The organism is Nocardiopsis sp. NPDC006198 (assembly GCF_040613895.1).
Lineage (GTDB): Bacteria > Actinomycetota > Actinomycetes > Streptosporangiales > Streptosporangiaceae > Nocardiopsis > Nocardiopsis tropica.
Window position 1 is genome coordinate 42,885 of record NZ_JBEXSY010000045.1, and the last position, 14,911, is coordinate 57,795.

A 14,911-nucleotide genomic window follows, 5' to 3' on the forward strand; every position below is an offset into this window, starting at 1 on the left:
GACCCGGGGCCAGCAGGGTGCGGCCCCGCCGTAGTCCCCAAGGGAGAGCACATGGCTCAGGGCACCGTGAAGTGGTTCAACTCTGAGAAGGGTTTCGGGTTCATCGCCGTCGAGGGTGGTCAGCCCGACGTGTTCGTGCACTATTCGGCGATCACGGGCACCGGCTTCCGGAACCTGGAAGAGGACCAGAAGGTCGAGTTCGACATCATCCAGGGCCCGAAGGGCCCGCAGGCGGCGGACGTTCGAGCGATCTAGACCGCCGCACGTGCGTTTCCCCAGCCCTCCGCTCTCCGAGTGGGGGGCTGGTCCGCGTTCCGTCTCCCAGGTGTGACCGGGGCAGGGTTACCGCACCCGGCTGATACCGGTTAACCTGCATGGGGCCGGTAGGTACACCGAGGGACGAGGGTCGCGCATGTTCAACATCAGCGGGGTGGAGTTCGTCATCCTCCTCCTTCTCGCGCTGCTGATCTTCGGGCCCGACCAGCTGCCGAAGGCCGCCCAGCAGGTCGGGCGGGTCCTGAGACAACTGCGGACCATGGCCAACTCGGCGTCCAACGACATCAAGGAGGGGCTGGGCCCGGAGTTCAAGGACTTCGACGTCCAGGACCTCAACCCCAAGCGCTTCGTGCAGAAGCACTTCTGGGAGGAAGAGGAGCAGGAGAGGAAGCCCGCGGCGCGCCTCAACGGCAAGCGCCCGCCCTTCGACGACGAGGCCACCTGACCCCGTCCGCTCCGCGGCCGGCCCTCCCCGCGCCCTCATCCCACGAGCATGAGCACGAACAGGCCCAGGCCGAGCAGGATCACCGAGCCGGTGATGATCGCCGGTGAGCCGAACGCCAGGATGAGCACCTCCACCGCGAGCGCACCCCCGACGGCGCCCGCCGCCCACGGCCAGCGCGGCGCGGGGTCCCACCCGTGGCGGCGCTCACGCACGACGGTGACCGCGAACGCGACCGCGATGAGCAGCCAGAACACCAGGTGGGCGAAGGCGCGGGTCTCCGGCTCGACGTAGTCTGCCATCCCCCCGACCACCATCACGTAGGTGAGCGTCCCGGCGAGCAGCCGCCAGTGGCCCCCGCTCCTGTGCGCCGGGATCGTCCTGAGGCGGGCCGGCGTGGTGCGCCGGAAGCGCTCCGCCGCGGCCAACGGCCCGCCCTCCTCGTCCCCGGCCGGTCGGACCGTGGTCTCCGGAGGCGGCTGCGGGGGTTCGGGCCGGGGGCCGGGCGGCTCGTACCCTCCGGCCGGAGCCGGTTCCTCCGGGTACTCGTAGCCGCCGGGGGGCTGGGGGGAATCGGGCACGGTCCGCCCCTTCACGGTTGGCGGGACCCGGCCCTGGCCGGACCGGGGGGTCGTGTCCGTGTCCCTACCCGGTGCGGTCCGCCGTCAAATCAGCGCGCCGCGAACCGTCGGCCGACGGAGCGGGGCCGACCGGGCGCCGGAAGGACGAAGGGCCCACCCGATCATGGATCGGACAGGCCCGGGCTTCGGGGTTCAGTGAAACCCGTTCGGCGGACTGGTTACAGCCAGGACCACCCGTTGTTACGGACGGTCATCGCGTGCGTGGTCATGGCATCTACCTTTCGTTTGGCTTCCAGCCCATCCCACGACCACGATGTCGTGGGGTGCTCTGTTCACGCAAGACCCGGAGTGAAACATTCATCGTTTTACGACACGGGGACCGGAAAAATCACCGTGCTCACCTTCCACATAAACGACCTCGACGCGTCTTCGCAGTTCAGAGGGGCTGCTATTCATGTACATGACACTCACCCTGCCCCACGACCTGCCAAAACAAGCCCACCCAGCCGCAAAATACATTCCACACGGATAACGGAGAGCGACAGTGGCGAGCGTGAACTCCGAGTGAAGACCGGAGCTATTCTTCGACCGACTCCCCCCGAAATCCGCAGGGTGACGGGCGGACACCATCCAGGATCTCACGGACAGAGTGCCAGAAAACGGAGGTATCCACATCTTTTCACCGCGAACTCGTCACCCCTCGTGGTGACGGTGCGTCATGGACTCCCTGATGCGTCAGGTGACGGCCGTCCGACGATCGGATCTCGGTGCCGTGTTTCGGTCACCCACTAAGGCTCATAACCATCAGCCCCTTCTGGTCCGCCGCCCCGGGGCGGCCTCCCCCGGGGAGCACCGGGGTCCCCACCCCGGGGGTCGGGAGCGGAGGGGTCGGGAGGACCGCGGGTCCCCCGCCGGGGGCTCCCGCACGCGGGCCCGGCGCCCGCGGCCCGCGCGGTCCCGCCGGACGCCGGGCGCCGGGCGCCCCGGAGGAGCCGCCTCCGGAGCCCGCGGTCGGCGTCCTCGTCCCGGGGCCCCAGCGCTTCCCCGATGCCCCTCAGGACCCCTCCGGCGCCCCCGCAGGGGCGCCGGGGCGTCCGCCTCCCGTCACCCGGCCGCGGAGCCCGCCCGCGGCCGCCGGGGCGCCGTTCCGCCGGTGCCGGGACCGGGCCCGGCGCGGTCGCCGCAGCAGGGGTCGGCAGCGGCCGCGGAACCGCGTCCGGCGGGATCAGCCGGACCCGGTTCCCGGCACTCCCCCCGAGGGGCCGGGCGCCGGGCCGAACAGGAGCCCCGCGCTCCGGCGTGTGATGGTGAGCAGGTCGGTGTCCTCGAACAGCCGCCGGACGCCGGACCTGTCGAGGTTGCCGGTGAGGGCGAGGGTCGCGATGCCGTGCACGATCGCCCAGCCGGCGACCACGGCCGCGGCGCCGTCCTCGACGGGGCGCCCCTCCTCGGCCAGTGACCTCACACCGCCCTGGAGCTCGGCGAACGCCGCCTCGCGCGCGGCCTCCAGCTCCTCGTCGTCCTCGCCCAGCAGGGTGGGCGCGAACATCACCTGGAAGTGGGCCGGACGGTCCGTGGCGAACCGCACGTACTCGACCCCCGCCTCCAGGAACCCTCCACCGGCTTCCCGGTCGGCCCTCAGCCGCGCGGCGAGGTCCCGGAACCCCTCGACGGCCAGGGCGTTGAGCACGCCCTCGCGGCTCCCGAAGTGGTGTCGCGGGGCCGTGTGGCTCACCCCGAGGTCGGCCGCGAGCGAGCGCAGGCTGAAGGAGTAGGGCCCCTCCCTCTCGATGACCTCCGCGGCCCGTTCCAGGACGGCGGCCCGCAGGTTTCCGTGGTGGTATCCGTCTGCCATGACTCGAACTGTACGCCGGTAAGTTTCCGGCGTGAAGATGACGGGCGGCTCCTGCCGAGACCCCCGGGAGCCCGGGGGTAGTCTGTGGGGCACCGGCCCGCCCCGTCTCAGGGGATGGACACTTCGCCGGTGACACTCGGGGCTCCGGTCCGGAAACGACCGCCCGCCGCAGGGAAGAGCAGTGCCCCTCGGTCCGGGGCCGCACGGCAAGGGGTCCGCGTCCGACCGGGCGCGGGCCCCTTCCGCCCCTCCCGTCCAGCGGCGGCCGCGGGCGCCCCGGACACACCGGAGGGGCCGCGGCGGCGGCCCCTCGATGCGCCCTCGGTCGGGCCGCGAAAAAAATCCAGGCGGGCCCGTCCCGAAGGACGTGACCCGCCTGGTCTTCTGGTGGAGCTATGGGGATTTGAACCCCAGACCCCCTCGATGCGAACGAGGTGCGCTACCGGACTGCGCCATAGCCCCGAAGACGAGTTAAACGATAGCAGGAATCCCGGGGTGGTCCGAACCGACCGTTCCACCCCGGGCCGGGGTCAGTCCCCGGCGGCTCGCAGACGCGCGTCCGCGTACTGGTCGTACACCTGGCTGCGCCGCTCCTGGAGGGCGATGACCTTGGCCTCGCGCTCGGCGTCGACGCGCTGCTCCTCCTCGGCCCTGCGGGCGCGGAGCACGGCCCTGCGGCGGGCCCGCGCGGCCGCCTCCCGCTGCTCGGCGTCGGCCTTGGCCGCCTCCCGGAGGAGGATCAGGTGCCCGGAGAGCAGGAGCACCGGCGGGGCGATCACCCACCACGGCCCCAGCCCCAGCGAAACGGCGGCGGCCGTGGCGACGGTCACCAGCGTGAGCACGCTGGTGCGGCGCCGGCGGCGGGCGATCACCCGCGCACGCGGCTCGCGGCCGGCCCGGTACTGCTCCCGGGCCCGGTCGATCTCCTGCGCGCCGCGCACCCCGGGATCGGGCTCCAGGTCGTCCCGGTGGATGACCTGGGTCTCGGTGAGGTCGGGGTCTTCGTCGTCGGCCCGGCCGTCGACGTCCTCCCCGGGCCCGTCGGCGCCGGGCTCGCCGGGACCCTCGTCGTCCCCGCGCTGCTCGTCGTAGACGACCTCCGCAGAGTCCTTGCGCAACAACATCGGCACAAGGACTATGAGCCACACCACCACGATGGCCAGGTACAGAGGAGAGCTGCTCATCACCCCTCCTCACGATGACGGCCACTGGACGTTGATCGACACGTCGTCGACACCGCGTCGCGTGGTACCCCCGGTCCTCCCGGATGTAGAGACGTCTCCCGCTGGGACATCGTTCCGGACCCGCCTCGGGTCCGGGGTGATTCCCGGGAGCCATATCCACGCGTTGGCCGCATCGTCAATGCGTCTATGTTCCGCACGGTACGACCCCGTGTCCATAAATGCGCCACATTCCGACCGGAGTGTCGCAAGATTGTGGACCCCCAGTTTCGGCCGCCCGACGCCCGGGGGTAAAAACGCAGGTCAGTAGTTGACTGCGGAGCGCAGTCCCAATTCAACGCAAAGTAATGAGTCAATGTCGCTAAAGCGAGGTTTAGACGCCGAGCGCAACCGTGATCGTGCCACGTTCAGTTCGCCCCGGACTGCGGACTCGCCGGGTCCCGCGGATCTCCGCCGCCGTTCGGGCCCTGTGGCCCCAAAGCGGAACCGGGGCCGGAACCGGACCCCGAGGACGACCCGTCGCGCCAGCGGCGCAGCATTCCCTGGGGAACCTCCTCCGACGTGATCGCGTAGCAGATGTGGTCGCGCCATGCCCCGTCGATGTGCAGCTGGCGCCTGCGCACCCCCTCGTCCCGGAACCCCAGCTTGGCGACCACCCGCCTGCTCGCCCGGTTCTCCGGGCGGATGTTGGCCTCGATCCGGTGGAGGCCGACCCCGAAGAACGCGTGGTCGACCGCGAGCGCGACCGCCGTCGGGGTGACGCCCCGGCCCGCGTAGGCGCTGTCGATCCAGTAGCCGACCTGGGCCGAACGCGCCGAGCCCCACACGATGGCGCCCACCGTGAGCTGGCCGACGAACCGACCGTCGTAGGTCACCGACCACGGCATGGACAGGCCCTGTCTGGCCTCTCTCCGGATGGACTGGAGCATCGCGACGTAGGGCGCCAGCCCCGTGGTGCGCAGCGGCATCTCGGGATACGTGGGCTCCCACGGACGCAGCCACTCCTCGTTGCGCGAGCGGGTGTCACGCAGTGCGACGGCGTCGCGGAGCCGCAGGGGTCTGAGCGCGACCGGCCCCTCCTCCAGAGTGACGGGCCACCCTTGTCTGCGATTCACGACCGTCCCTTCGATCCCCCCGGCGCCACCGCCCGGGGGCGCGCCACCGGGGACGGAGGCGCCGGACCCCCCGCGTCGGTGACGGGTTCCAGTATTCCACTCCGCACGGGTGACGTGGCGGGCGTCACTCTCACAACGCGGGAATCGGCTGATTCCTAACTCCAATACTCACGCACCGAAAAGCGATCCAAGGTCAAAGAATGATCGAGGGACGGAATGCCCGGCCTGTGATTCCGGTCATTGTTCGGCGTCATTCGGGGCGGGCGTGATCTCCGCCACGCAGTTGGTCCAAGGCATGGCCGAGCACCGGCTCCAGCACGTCCATCCCGTCGTTCGCGCCTCCCCGGGAACCGGGCAGGTTGACCACGAGCATCCGGTGGCCTCCCCTCTCCGCCACCCCGGCCAGCCCCCGCGACAGGATCGCGGTGGGCACGCCCTTGTCACGGCCCGCCGCGCGCAGCGCCTCGGCGATCCCCGGGATCTCGTACGACAGCAGGGGCCGGGTCGCCTGGGGCGTGAGGTCCTGCGGCGTGAGCCCCGTGCCTCCGGTCGTGACGACCGCGTCGGCCCCCTCGTCCAGGGCCCGGGAGATCGCCTCCGCCACCGGGGCCCCGTCCGGAACCACCCACGGACCGACGACCGCGAAGCCCGCGGCGCGCAGCCGGTCGGCGACCACGGGCCCCGACCGGTCCGGGTAGACCCCGGCCGCCGCCCGGTTGGACGCCGTCACCACCGCGACGCGGCGCGTACGGCCCCCCGGCTCACTCACCGCCGCCACCGCGCCTCCAGTGGCCCTTGCGCCCGCCGGTCTTCTCCTCGACCCGCACCCGGGTGACCTCGGCCCCGGGGTCGATGGCCTTGACCATGTCGACCAGGCCGAGGGCCGCGGTCATGACGCAGGTGAGCGCCTCCATCTCCACGCCGGTGCGGTCGGCCGTGCGCACCGTGGCGCTGATGTCGACCCCCTCGTCCACGACGGCGAGGTCCACCTCCACGCCGTGCACGGCGATGGGGTGGCACAGCGGCACCAGGTCGGGGGTGCGCTTGGCCCCCTGGATGCCCGCGATCCGCGCGACGGCCAGCGCGTCGCCCTTGGGCACCGTCCCCCCGCGCAGGGCGGCGACCGCCTCCGCGCCGAGCAGGACGCGGCCGGTGGCCGTGGCCGTGCGCGTGCTCACGCGCTTCTCCGAGACGTCGACCATGCGCGCCGCGCCGGAGGCGTCCAGGTGGGTGAAGCCGGAGGGGTGGTCTGCCCCCTCCGTCCGTGGGGTGTCGCTCATCGGTCCGCCAGCTTCTGCGCTCGTACGCGGAACACGGCCGGGACGGCGGTGTCCGGGCGCGCCGCGGCGCGCCATCCACGACCGTACGGCACCCCGGCGACGGTCCGCCCACCGATCCGCGAACTCCCGGACCGCCGCACCCGGGGGAGGCCGGACGCGCGGGCCGCCCCTCAGGCGGGATCGGGGAGGCGCACCACGTCGACGGCTCCGCCCGCGGCCAGCTCCGTGGTCTCCTCCGGCACGACGATCAGCGCGTTGGCCCCGGCGAGCGCGGAGAGCTGGTGGGAGTCCTGGCGCAGGGCCGGGGACACCGTGGGGGCGGCCTCACGCCCGTGCGGCGACTCCTCCAGGACGCCGCGCAGGTAGGAGCGGCGGCCCTTCGGCGAGGTCACAGGGGCGGTGAGGACCGCGCGCGCGGTCGGCAGCCCCCGGGGGTCGAGCCCGCGCAGGCGGCGCAGCGCGGGGAGGACGAAGATCTGGAACGACACGAAGGCGCTCACGGGGTTGCCCGGGAGGGTGACGATCGGGGTCCGGTCCGGGCCGATCGCCCCGAAGCCCTGGGGCTTGCCCGGCTGCATCGCCACCTGTGTGAACTCCACGGTGCCCTCCCGCGTGAGCACCTCCTTGACGACGTCGTACGCGCCCATGCTCACACCGCCGGTCGTGATCACGATGTCGGCCCGCACCAGCAGTCCCTCCAGCGTGTCCAGCACCGTCCGGGGGTCGTCCCCGACGAAACCGTGGCGGTGGACCTCGCACCCGGCGTCGCGGGCGGCCGCCGCGATCATGAAGCTGTTGGACTCCCAGATCTGGCCGGGCCCGAGCGGGCGCCCCGGCTCGACCAGCTCCTCACCGGTGGAGAGCACGACGACGCGCGGCCGGGGGTACACGGACACCGAGCGGCGGCCGACGGCCGCCAGCACGCCCATCTCCCCCGCGCCGATGCGCCCGCCCGGCCGGAGCACGACCGCGCCCTCGACCACGTCGCCCCCGGCCGGGCGCACCGCGTTGCCGACGCGGACCGGGCGGTCGACGGCCACCGTGGCCACGCCGCCGTCGGTCCACTCGACCGGCACGACCGCGTCCGCCCCGGAGGGCATCGGAGCACCGGTCATGATGCGCGCGCACAGGCCCGGGCGGACCGCCGCGGGGGAGGGGTCGCCGGCGGGGATGTCGCCGACCACCGGCAGGCGGACCGGGGAGTCGGCCGTGGCCGACTCCAGGTCGGCGGCGCACACGGCGTACCCGTCCATGGCCGAGTTGTCGAAGCCCGGCAGCGACACCGGCGAGGTGACGGTCTCGGCGAGCACCGAGCCGTGTGCCCGGAGCAGGTCCAGCTCGGTGGGCTGCGGGTCGGCGATCAGTGCCAGGACGTCGGCGACGTGCTGTTCGACGCTCTTCACGGGGGTTCCTCCGTTGTCGCGGTTCCTGGGGCGGAGCGTCTCCCCTCCCTCAGGAGTTGATGCGCATCCCATTGTCACCACGTCCGGCCCCGTGTGTGCGGCCTCCCGGCGCCGCCGGGCCGTGCCGGGCCCGCGGGCGGGCGCCCCCGGTGCGGGTCAGGGGCGTCCGGCGTCCTGGCGCTCGACGAAGTCGCGCAGCCACGGCAGGAGCTCGTCCGCGAGGTCGGGCCGGCGGCAGGCGAAGTCCACCACCGTGCGGATGTAGTCGGCCTTGTTCCCCGTGTCGTAGCGGCGGCCGCGGAACAGGACGCCGTGCACGGTCCCGCCGTCCTCGGGCTTGCGCCGGGCGAGCTCGCGCAGGGCGTCGGTGAGCTGGATCTCCCCCCCGCGGCCGGGCGGGGTCTCGTGCAGGACGGGGAAGACCGCCGGATCGCAGACGTAGCGGCCGATGATGGCCCAGCGGCTCGGGGCGTGCTCCGGCGCGGGCTTCTCGACCAGGTCGGTGACGGCGACGACGTCCTCCTCGTCGGTGGGCTCGATGCCCGCGCACCCGTACAGGGAGACCTGCTCGGGCTCCACCTCCATGAGGGCGACGACGCTGCCCCCGCGCCTCTCCCGCACCTCGATCATGCGGCGCAGCAGGTCGGCCGACTCGATGAGGTCGTCACCGAGCAGCACGGCGAACGGGTTGTCGCCCACGTGCGCCTCCGCGCACAGGACCGCGTGGCCGAGCCCCCTGGGCTCCCCCTGGCGGACGTAGTGGACCTGGGCGAGGTCGCTGGACTCGCGCACCGAGCGCAGCCGTGCGTCGTCGCCCTTGGCCTCCAGGGCCTCCTCCAGCTCGTAGGCCCTGTCGAAGTGGTCCTCGATGGAGCGCTTGCTGCGTCCCGTGATCATCAGGACGTCCTTGAGGTCGGCGGCGACCGCCTCCTCCACGACGTACTGGATCGCGGGCTTGTCCACGATCGGCAGCATCTCCTTGGGCGTGGCCTTGGTCGCGGGGAGGAACCGCGTGCCCAGGCCGGCCGCGGGCACGACCGCCTTGGTGACGGGCGCGGACGCGGAGGGTCGCTTCTGCTCGGTGGCGTCGTTCATGTCGGCACTTTAGGACAGTCCCCGGCCGTCTCGGCGCCCCGACGCCCGGCCGGGCGCCAAGAAGTCCCCGCTCTTTCGGGCGGCGGAGCGCAAACCGCCACCGGGCGTTCACCGCCCGGGGCAGGCTCCGCCGGACGCGCCCGGACCGCCCCGGCGGGAGCGGCCCCCTCGCCGCCCGGTCCGTCCCGCTGCCACACTGGCCCCATGAGCGGGAGCAGCGGTGACGGCGGTCCGTCGGAGAAGGCCCGGCTGCGCGGGGACGTCCTCGCCCGGCGGCGGGCCCGGGGCGCGGAGGAGCGCGCGCGGGTCGGGTCGGCGGTCCGGGACGCCCTGATGGGCGTCCCGTGGCTCGCCATGGGCGGGACGGTCGCGTGCTACTACTCCGTCGGAGGGGAGCCCGGCACCCGCAAGCTGGTGACGGCCCTGTGGAAGCGCGGCACGTACGTGCTGCTGCCCGTGTTCCTGCCCGGCGGCGACCTGGACTGGGCGGCCTTCGACGGGCCCGAGGGCCTGGCCCCGGCCGGGCACGGCCTGGTGGAGCCCACCGGGCACCGCTACGGCCCCGGGGCGCTCGCCCGGGCGGACGCCGTGGTCTGCCCCGCCCTCGCCGTGGACCGGAGCGGGAACCGGCTCGGCCGGGGCGCCGGCTGCTACGACCGCGCACTCGCGCACAAGGGCCCGCACACCCCGGCGATCGCCCTGGTACACGACGACGAGCTCGTGGACTCCCTTCCCGCCGAGCCGCACGACCGGCCGGTGGACGCCGTCCTCACACCCGGCGGCGGCCTGCGCGTGTTCGCGGGCGGGGTGTGGCCCGGGGGGCACGACACCGTGTGACGCGGGCGGGGGTGGTCCCGTCGAAGGACGGCCCGAGGACGTACGTCGGCCCGCGGACGCGCGGACGGGGTCCCGGCCCCTCCGTCCCGACCTGTGTCCGCGACCGGCGGCCAGCGGGCCGGGTTCGGACCGCCCGCCGGGGGCGCCCTCACGGGGAGGACCGGTCCGGGAGCGGGGCCCGGGCGGTCGGCCGGGGCGTCCTCCCCGGCCCGTGACGGCGGGGATTATCCCGTCCGGGCCGGGCGTTGTCCCTGGCGGTCGCGCCCCGGCGACGCCACCGTTCCGGCACCTGGGCCGCTGCCGCGCGCGCTCGGCGCGAGCTGCTGTCGCGGCTCCGGTCGGCGAGCGCGTACTATTTAGCAGTCAACGGGCGAGAGTGCCAGCAAGGAGGACCCGGAACAGTGCCTACGTACCAGTACGCGTGCACCGAGTGCGGCGCCCAGATGGAGGTCGTGCAGAGCTTCAGCGACGACGCGCTGACCGTCTGCCCCGAGTGCGAGGGACGCCTGCGCAAGGTGTACTCCGCCGTGGGGATCGTCTTCAAGGGCTCCGGCTTCTACCGCACCGACAGCGGCAAGACCTCCAACAGCTCCGTCCTGACCGGCTCCAACGCCGGTTCCGGCGACGGCAAGGACTCCGGCTCCTCCGAGTCCGGCGGCACCGCCTCCTCCGGCACGGACGCCAAGAGCTCCTCCGGCGACTCGGGCTCCAAGGCGAGCACCGGCGCCGGCACGAGCACCAGCACCAGCACGACCAGCAGCACCGCCGCCGCGGCAGGTTAGCCGCAGGGCCGTTGACCGACGCAGCGCCGCCGAACACTCGGCGGCGCTCGGCACGTCCGGCCTGTGGACAACGGCCGCACGGCCCCGCCGCGGCCTAGCGTTGGAACATGACCAGCGCACCACCCCCCTACCGGCACCGCCGGGCGCTCACCCGCCTGCTGGACCGGCACCGGCGCGTCGTCGCCGCCCTCCTCGCGGCCGCCGCGCTCCTCAGCGCCGTGCTGGCGGTACGCCCGCCCCCGGAGCCGGCCGGCCTCGTCCTCGTCGCCGCCAGGGACCTCGACGCCACGTCACCGCTCGCCGCGGGCGACCTCGCCCCGCGCCCCCTGCCCTCCGACGCGGTGCCGGACGGCGCGCTCCCGGCCGACACGGAGGCGGCGGGCCTCTCCCTCACGTCCCCGGTACGCCGGGGCGAGGTGATCACCGACGCCCGCCTCTCCGACCCTCCCGCGGGCCCGTACGGGCCCGGCCTGGTGGCCGTCCCCGTACGGGTCTCCGACCCCGGTGCGGTCGGGCTCCTCTCCCCCGGCAGCCGGGTGGACGTCCTCGCCGCGGGGAGCCCCGACGAGTTCGCCCCGGTGCGCGCGGGGCCCGCCGTGGAGGTGGTCAGCGACCGCCCCGTCCTCGCCCTTCCGGCCGAGTCCGACCGGGGCGGCGGGGGAGGCGCGCTGATCCTCATCGCCGCGACGCCCGCGGAGGCCCGGAGCCTGGCGGGCCACGCCACGGCGTCACGCCTGTCCATCACCATTCGCGGTTGACCGATGACGTGTGGTGGTGAAAGCTGGCGGGCGCCGGTGAGCGCCCCTCGGACGCGCCGGCCCTCCCACACACATCGAGTACGTAGGGCTGTTCCATGGAAGGCTTCAAGAAGTTCCTGCTCCAGGGAAACCTGGTGCAGCTGGCGGTCGCGGTCGTGATCGGCACGGTCTTCGCCAACCTCATCACCGCGTTCACCGAGGGGTTCATCACCCCGCTGATCGGGATCTTCGGCGGTATCCCCACGTTCGGCGACCTCTACTTCGAGATCAACGGCAGCCGGTTCATGTACGGCTCGTTCATCGACGCCCTGATCTCGTTCCTGATCACCGCCGCGGTCCTGTACTTCCTGATCGTCCTGCCGCTCGGCAAGCTCATGGAGAGGTTCGTCAAGGCCGAGGAGGCCACCACCCGGGCCTGCCCCTACTGCTGCGTCGACATCGACAAGAAGGCGTCCCGGTGCTCCCACTGCACGAGCGAGGTCGTGCCGGAGACCGTCTGACCGTTCCGGGGCCGCAGACCGTCCGGTCCCCGCGGGCCCCGGGGCCGCCCGGCCGTCGCGGAGCACGGGACCGCCCGGCCGTTCCCGGACCGGGTCACGGCCCCTCCTCCCGGCCGCGCGGGAGGCCGCGGACACCCCGGACACAGGTCGGGGGGGGGGCGGTAGGGGGCGCCCCCCCGGGGGGATCCGCGGTTATCCCAGAGGCCGGGCTCGAAGGGGCTGGACTTCGCCCAGGCGGGATGGTGCCAGCCGAACTCGGCCCCGTTGGCCTCCATCCAGTTCCAGCGCTCGGACCTGAAGTTCTGGATCCCGCAGCCCAGGTCGATCGCCTGGCCCAGGCCGTGGTTGCTCGTGCCCGGGACGGCGGCGAAGCCGGGCGGCTCCTGCGCGTAGACGCGGTGCTGGTTGGGCAGGTCGCGGTAGGCGCTGGTGATGCACATGTTCTCGCCGAACTCCGCCACGTACCTCATGTTGAGTTCGAGGAAGTCGACCGCGGCGTCGGCGCGCAGCTGCTTGTCGTCGTACAGGTCGCACAGGGCGTCGGACGGCAGCAGGCCGTTGGGCGAGCCGTTCGCCCTCGACGCCGCCGAGGGGTCGCAGTCCGCGGCGGCCATGTAGGCGTCCGGGTCGATGCCCCGGTCCTCCAGCTCCTGGACGAGCTCGTTCATGCTCGTCTCGGACTGCTCGCGCAGGTCCTCGACCTCCGCCGCGAGCTCCACCTGTTCCAGCTGGGTGGTGGTCTGGAGCTCCTGCGCCTGGCTCGCCAGCCCGACCTGCTCCTCGCGGAGGTCGGTGGCGTCCTGGATGAGCGCCTGGTTGTTCTCGGAGATCTTCGCCGCGTAGGACTGCGTCTGGAGGTCGTCGTCGAGCGTGCCCGACGTCAGCATGGTGAGCAGGCCGCCGTCGGGCTGCTGGTACAGGGTGCTGGCGAGGGTGGCCAGGGGCTCGCGCATCTCGCCGAGTTCGAGCTCGGTCTGCTGGAGCTCGTGGAGCGTGGAGACCAGCTCCTCCTGGGCGGCCTCCAACTCCTCCTGGCGCTCGACGTGGCGCTCGGTGGCCTCCTCCAGCTCCTGCGAGGACGCCTCCGCCCGCTCGCGGAACTCGTCCAGGTCGGCCGCGGCCGGCGCCAGCGCGGCGGGGTGGACGGGGACGACGAGCAGAGCGGTGACCAGCACGAGCGTCAGCGCCTGGACGCAACGGACACGCTGGAACGCCGCGAACGCGGTGAGCGCCCCGCCGCCATCCGGTACGCGGGACCTGCGCCGCGCCGGATCAGAAGTGAACGGCACGAATGATCCTCCGGCTGCTTTTCCTCGAACACCTACCCGTGACCGCAAGGAACGTACTACATGTCCACATGCGGACACACGGAACCGTTGCGCCGGAGGAAGCGGACGAGGTGCGGGCTCGCGCCCGTCCCGCCGCCGTCTTCCCCGGCCGTCGGTGAAGTACCTGGTCATCACTGTGCGGGCCTCACTCCGACCCGCCCCTCAGGGCGATCGGCGCACATATCCGGCCATGACGCACCACGCGTCATGAACAACGTCACAACGCGCCAGGACAACCAATCGTAGGTCAGCGTACTCCGCCATGCACGCAGAGTCCCCCAGTCACACCCCGGGAACACGGTCCGACACCCCATTCACCTCCATCCTGGGTTAGGCTTGGCCCGGTGGCGGGGCAACGCATACCTCCGTCAGACCCATGGCTCCATAGCTCAGGGGATAGAGCACCGCTCTCCTAAAGCGGGTGTCGCAGGTTCGAATCCTGCTGGGGCCGCACGTGTGGATCGGGGTCCCTCCTTCGGGAGGGGCCCCGATCCGCTTCCGGGGCCTGCTCCGGGTCCCGGTCCACCCCGGTCAGCGGATCCCTGTCGGCCGCCGCGCGAGGGCGGCTTCCTCCCGCCCCGCCAGGTCGGCACGGCGGCGGCGCGGGGGTGCGAGAATCGTCGGCGCCCCGAGACCACCGAGCCCCCGAAGGACCACCCGACATGGACCCCTCCCCTCCGAGGACCGCGGCCCGGTGGCGCGCGTTCCTGAGCGGACACAGTTGCGAGTTCCTGGACTCCGACCACCTGCGCACGGCGGAGGCCGAGGACAGGGCCGAGTGGATGGTGAGCCCCGCCCAGCGCGAGAACCGCTGGCTCGGGTACGAGCCGGCGACCGAGGAGGCCGTCCTCGCCGCGGAGGAGCGCCTGGGCGTGTCGCTGCCGCCGTCCTACCGGAACTTCCTCCTGGTCAGCAACGGCTGGAGCAGCCTGGCCTACACCTTCGACCTGCTCCCGGTGGAGAGAATCGGCTGGTTCCCCGAGGAGGACCCCCAGCTCTACTCCTGGTGGTCGGAACCGCACATGGACCACTTCGCCGACCGGCTCCGCGTGCTGGAGCGCTGCCTGTTGGTCTCCGACGACGACGGGGGCAGCGGCGGCATGTGGCTGCTGCACGCCGACAGCGCCGACGGGGACGGCGAGTGGACGGCCTACACGTGGTGGCCCGGCGACGGCGGGGACCCCGAACCGTACGGGGACTTCGCGGCGCTCGTGGCGGAAGCGCACCGGAACGCCGTCGGTTCCTGACCGGGGCCGGGCCCCGGACCGCGGTGCCCGCCCCTGTGTGGGCCGACGGCCGGAGGATCGACGGAAAGCGCTCTCCCCGCTGCCGGGGGCGTCTTCCCCGCGTGGACGCCGCCGCGCGGCGGCGGTGCGGCGAAAGGCCCGTCCGGCGCCCCGGAGGGCGATCGTCCTGTCGGCGGTGTTCAACCGCGAGAGGGTCGGGATGTCCCAGGTCGTCGCCGGGGTCGCGGTGAT

15 protein-coding genes, 2 tRNA genes and 1 pseudogene are annotated in these 14,911 nt (G+C 73.0%); 8 read left to right on the top strand and 10 right to left on the bottom strand.

Annotated elements, in window-relative coordinates; all coding sequences use genetic code 11:
- Positions 1 to 51: 51 nt before the first annotated feature.
- On the top strand, positions 52 to 255 hold the full coding sequence (locus ABZ234_RS24595; RefSeq protein WP_267948036.1) for a cold-shock protein: 204 nt from the start codon (positions 52 to 54) through the stop codon (positions 253 to 255).
- Positions 256 to 412: 157 nt separating this feature from the next.
- Positions 413 to 721: a sec-independent translocase gene (locus ABZ234_RS24600; RefSeq protein WP_267948035.1), complete on the top strand. Its 309-nt coding sequence runs from the start codon at positions 413 to 415 to the stop codon at positions 719 to 721.
- A 35-nt stretch (positions 722 to 756) separates the two neighbouring features.
- Here ABZ234_RS24600 and ABZ234_RS24605 read toward each other — a convergent pair whose 3' ends face one another.
- From ABZ234_RS24605 to galU, 9 genes are all read right to left on the bottom strand, one after another.
- Entirely contained in the window at positions 757 to 1,299 is a 543-nt protein-coding gene (locus ABZ234_RS24605) for a hypothetical protein (RefSeq protein WP_267948034.1), read from the bottom strand.
- Between the two features lie 1,225 nt (positions 1,300 to 2,524).
- A complete protein-coding gene (locus ABZ234_RS24610) occupies positions 2,525 to 3,154 on the bottom strand; it encodes a TetR/AcrR family transcriptional regulator (RefSeq protein ID WP_355013591.1) in 630 nt (209 codons plus the stop codon).
- Between the two features lie 385 nt (positions 3,155 to 3,539).
- A tRNA-Ala gene (locus tag ABZ234_RS24615) sits at positions 3,540 to 3,616 on the bottom strand.
- A 68-nt stretch (positions 3,617 to 3,684) separates the two neighbouring features.
- A complete protein-coding gene (locus ABZ234_RS24620; protein ID WP_267948032.1) occupies positions 3,685 to 4,338 on the bottom strand; it encodes a hypothetical protein in 654 nt (217 codons plus the stop codon).
- 404 nt (positions 4,339 to 4,742) lie between these two features.
- Positions 4,743 to 5,450, bottom strand: coding sequence for a GNAT family protein (locus ABZ234_RS24625; RefSeq protein ID WP_267948031.1), 708 nt, complete (start codon positions 5,448 to 5,450; stop codon positions 4,743 to 4,745).
- 250 nt (positions 5,451 to 5,700) lie between these two features.
- On the bottom strand, positions 5,701 to 6,219 hold the full coding sequence (locus ABZ234_RS24630; protein WP_267948030.1) for a MogA/MoaB family molybdenum cofactor biosynthesis protein: 519 nt from the start codon (positions 6,217 to 6,219) through the stop codon (positions 5,701 to 5,703).
- Positions 6,212 to 6,730 (bottom strand): cyclic pyranopterin monophosphate synthase MoaC, encoded by a 519-nt coding sequence (moaC, locus tag ABZ234_RS24635; protein WP_267948029.1) that lies wholly within the window; start codon positions 6,728 to 6,730, stop codon positions 6,212 to 6,214. Before moaC ends, ABZ234_RS24630 begins: the two co-directional genes overlap by 8 nt.
- A gap of 170 nt (positions 6,731 to 6,900) precedes the next feature.
- Positions 6,901 to 8,133: a gephyrin-like molybdotransferase Glp gene (gene glp, locus ABZ234_RS24640; RefSeq protein WP_355013592.1), complete on the bottom strand. Its 1,233-nt coding sequence runs from the start codon at positions 8,131 to 8,133 to the stop codon at positions 6,901 to 6,903.
- Between the two features lie 156 nt (positions 8,134 to 8,289).
- Positions 8,290 to 9,228, bottom strand: coding sequence for a UTP--glucose-1-phosphate uridylyltransferase GalU (galU, locus tag ABZ234_RS24645; protein ID WP_267948027.1), 939 nt, complete (start codon positions 9,226 to 9,228; stop codon positions 8,290 to 8,292).
- A 204-nt stretch (positions 9,229 to 9,432) separates the two neighbouring features.
- Here galU and ABZ234_RS24650 point away from each other — a divergent pair, with 204 nt between their 5' ends.
- The 4 genes from ABZ234_RS24650 to ABZ234_RS24665 all read left to right on the top strand — a co-directional run bounded on the left by ABZ234_RS24650 (position 9,433) and on the right by ABZ234_RS24665 (position 12,105).
- Positions 9,433 to 10,065 (top strand): 5-formyltetrahydrofolate cyclo-ligase, encoded by a 633-nt coding sequence (locus tag ABZ234_RS24650; RefSeq protein ID WP_355013593.1) that lies wholly within the window; start codon positions 9,433 to 9,435, stop codon positions 10,063 to 10,065.
- A 401-nt stretch (positions 10,066 to 10,466) separates the two neighbouring features.
- Positions 10,467 to 10,847 (top strand): FmdB family zinc ribbon protein, encoded by a 381-nt coding sequence (locus ABZ234_RS24655; protein ID WP_355013594.1) that lies wholly within the window; start codon positions 10,467 to 10,469, stop codon positions 10,845 to 10,847.
- Positions 10,848 to 10,954: 107 nt separating this feature from the next.
- Positions 10,955 to 11,605, top strand: coding sequence for an SAF domain-containing protein (locus tag ABZ234_RS24660; protein WP_267948024.1), 651 nt, complete (start codon positions 10,955 to 10,957; stop codon positions 11,603 to 11,605).
- A 95-nt stretch (positions 11,606 to 11,700) separates the two neighbouring features.
- Positions 11,701 to 12,105: an MscL family protein gene (locus ABZ234_RS24665; protein ID WP_267948023.1), complete on the top strand. Its 405-nt coding sequence runs from the start codon at positions 11,701 to 11,703 to the stop codon at positions 12,103 to 12,105.
- Positions 12,106 to 12,311: 206 nt separating this feature from the next.
- Here ABZ234_RS24665 and ABZ234_RS24670 read toward each other — a convergent pair.
- Positions 12,312 to 13,394, bottom strand: a pseudogene (locus tag ABZ234_RS24670) (D-alanyl-D-alanine carboxypeptidase family protein); the annotation flags it as partial.
- A 417-nt stretch (positions 13,395 to 13,811) separates the two neighbouring features.
- On the opposite strand from ABZ234_RS24670, the gene ABZ234_RS24675 reads away from it, so the two are divergent.
- Together ABZ234_RS24675 and ABZ234_RS24680 are read left to right on the top strand one after the other, a co-directional pair.
- Positions 13,812 to 13,884: transfer RNA gene (locus ABZ234_RS24675), tRNA-Arg, on the top strand.
- Between the two features lie 211 nt (positions 13,885 to 14,095).
- The gene (locus tag ABZ234_RS24680; protein ID WP_355013595.1) at positions 14,096 to 14,680 is read left to right on the top strand and encodes an SMI1/KNR4 family protein; all 585 of its coding nucleotides are present in this window, start codon (positions 14,096 to 14,098) and stop codon (positions 14,678 to 14,680) included.
- The last annotated feature ends 231 nt before the right edge of the window (positions 14,681 to 14,911 follow it).

Bases quoted from the DNA above. Each gene is read 5' to 3' on its own strand.
- ABZ234_RS24595 (WP_267948036.1), top strand. From the start codon at position 52: ATGGCTCAGGGCACCGTGAAGTGGTTCAACTCTGAGAAGGGTTTCGGG.
- ABZ234_RS24600 (WP_267948035.1), top strand. From the start codon at position 413: ATGTTCAACATCAGCGGGGTGGAGTTCGTCATCCTCCTCCTTCTCGCG.
- ABZ234_RS24610 (WP_355013591.1), bottom strand. From the start codon at position 3,154: ATGGCAGACGGATACCACCACGGAAACCTGCGGGCCGCCGTCCTGGAA.
- ABZ234_RS24620 (WP_267948032.1), bottom strand. From the start codon at position 4,338: ATGAGCAGCTCTCCTCTGTACCTGGCCATCGTGGTGGTGTGGCTCATA.
- moaC (WP_267948029.1), bottom strand. From the start codon at position 6,730: ATGAGCGACACCCCACGGACGGAGGGGGCAGACCACCCCTCCGGCTTC.
- galU (WP_267948027.1), bottom strand. From the start codon at position 9,228: ATGAACGACGCCACCGAGCAGAAGCGACCCTCCGCGTCCGCGCCCGTC.
- ABZ234_RS24650 (WP_355013593.1), top strand. From the start codon at position 9,433: ATGAGCGGGAGCAGCGGTGACGGCGGTCCGTCGGAGAAGGCCCGGCTG.
- ABZ234_RS24660 (WP_267948024.1), top strand. From the start codon at position 10,955: ATGACCAGCGCACCACCCCCCTACCGGCACCGCCGGGCGCTCACCCGC.
- ABZ234_RS24665 (WP_267948023.1), top strand. From the start codon at position 11,701: ATGGAAGGCTTCAAGAAGTTCCTGCTCCAGGGAAACCTGGTGCAGCTG.
- ABZ234_RS24680 (WP_355013595.1), top strand. From the start codon at position 14,096: ATGGACCCCTCCCCTCCGAGGACCGCGGCCCGGTGGCGCGCGTTCCTG.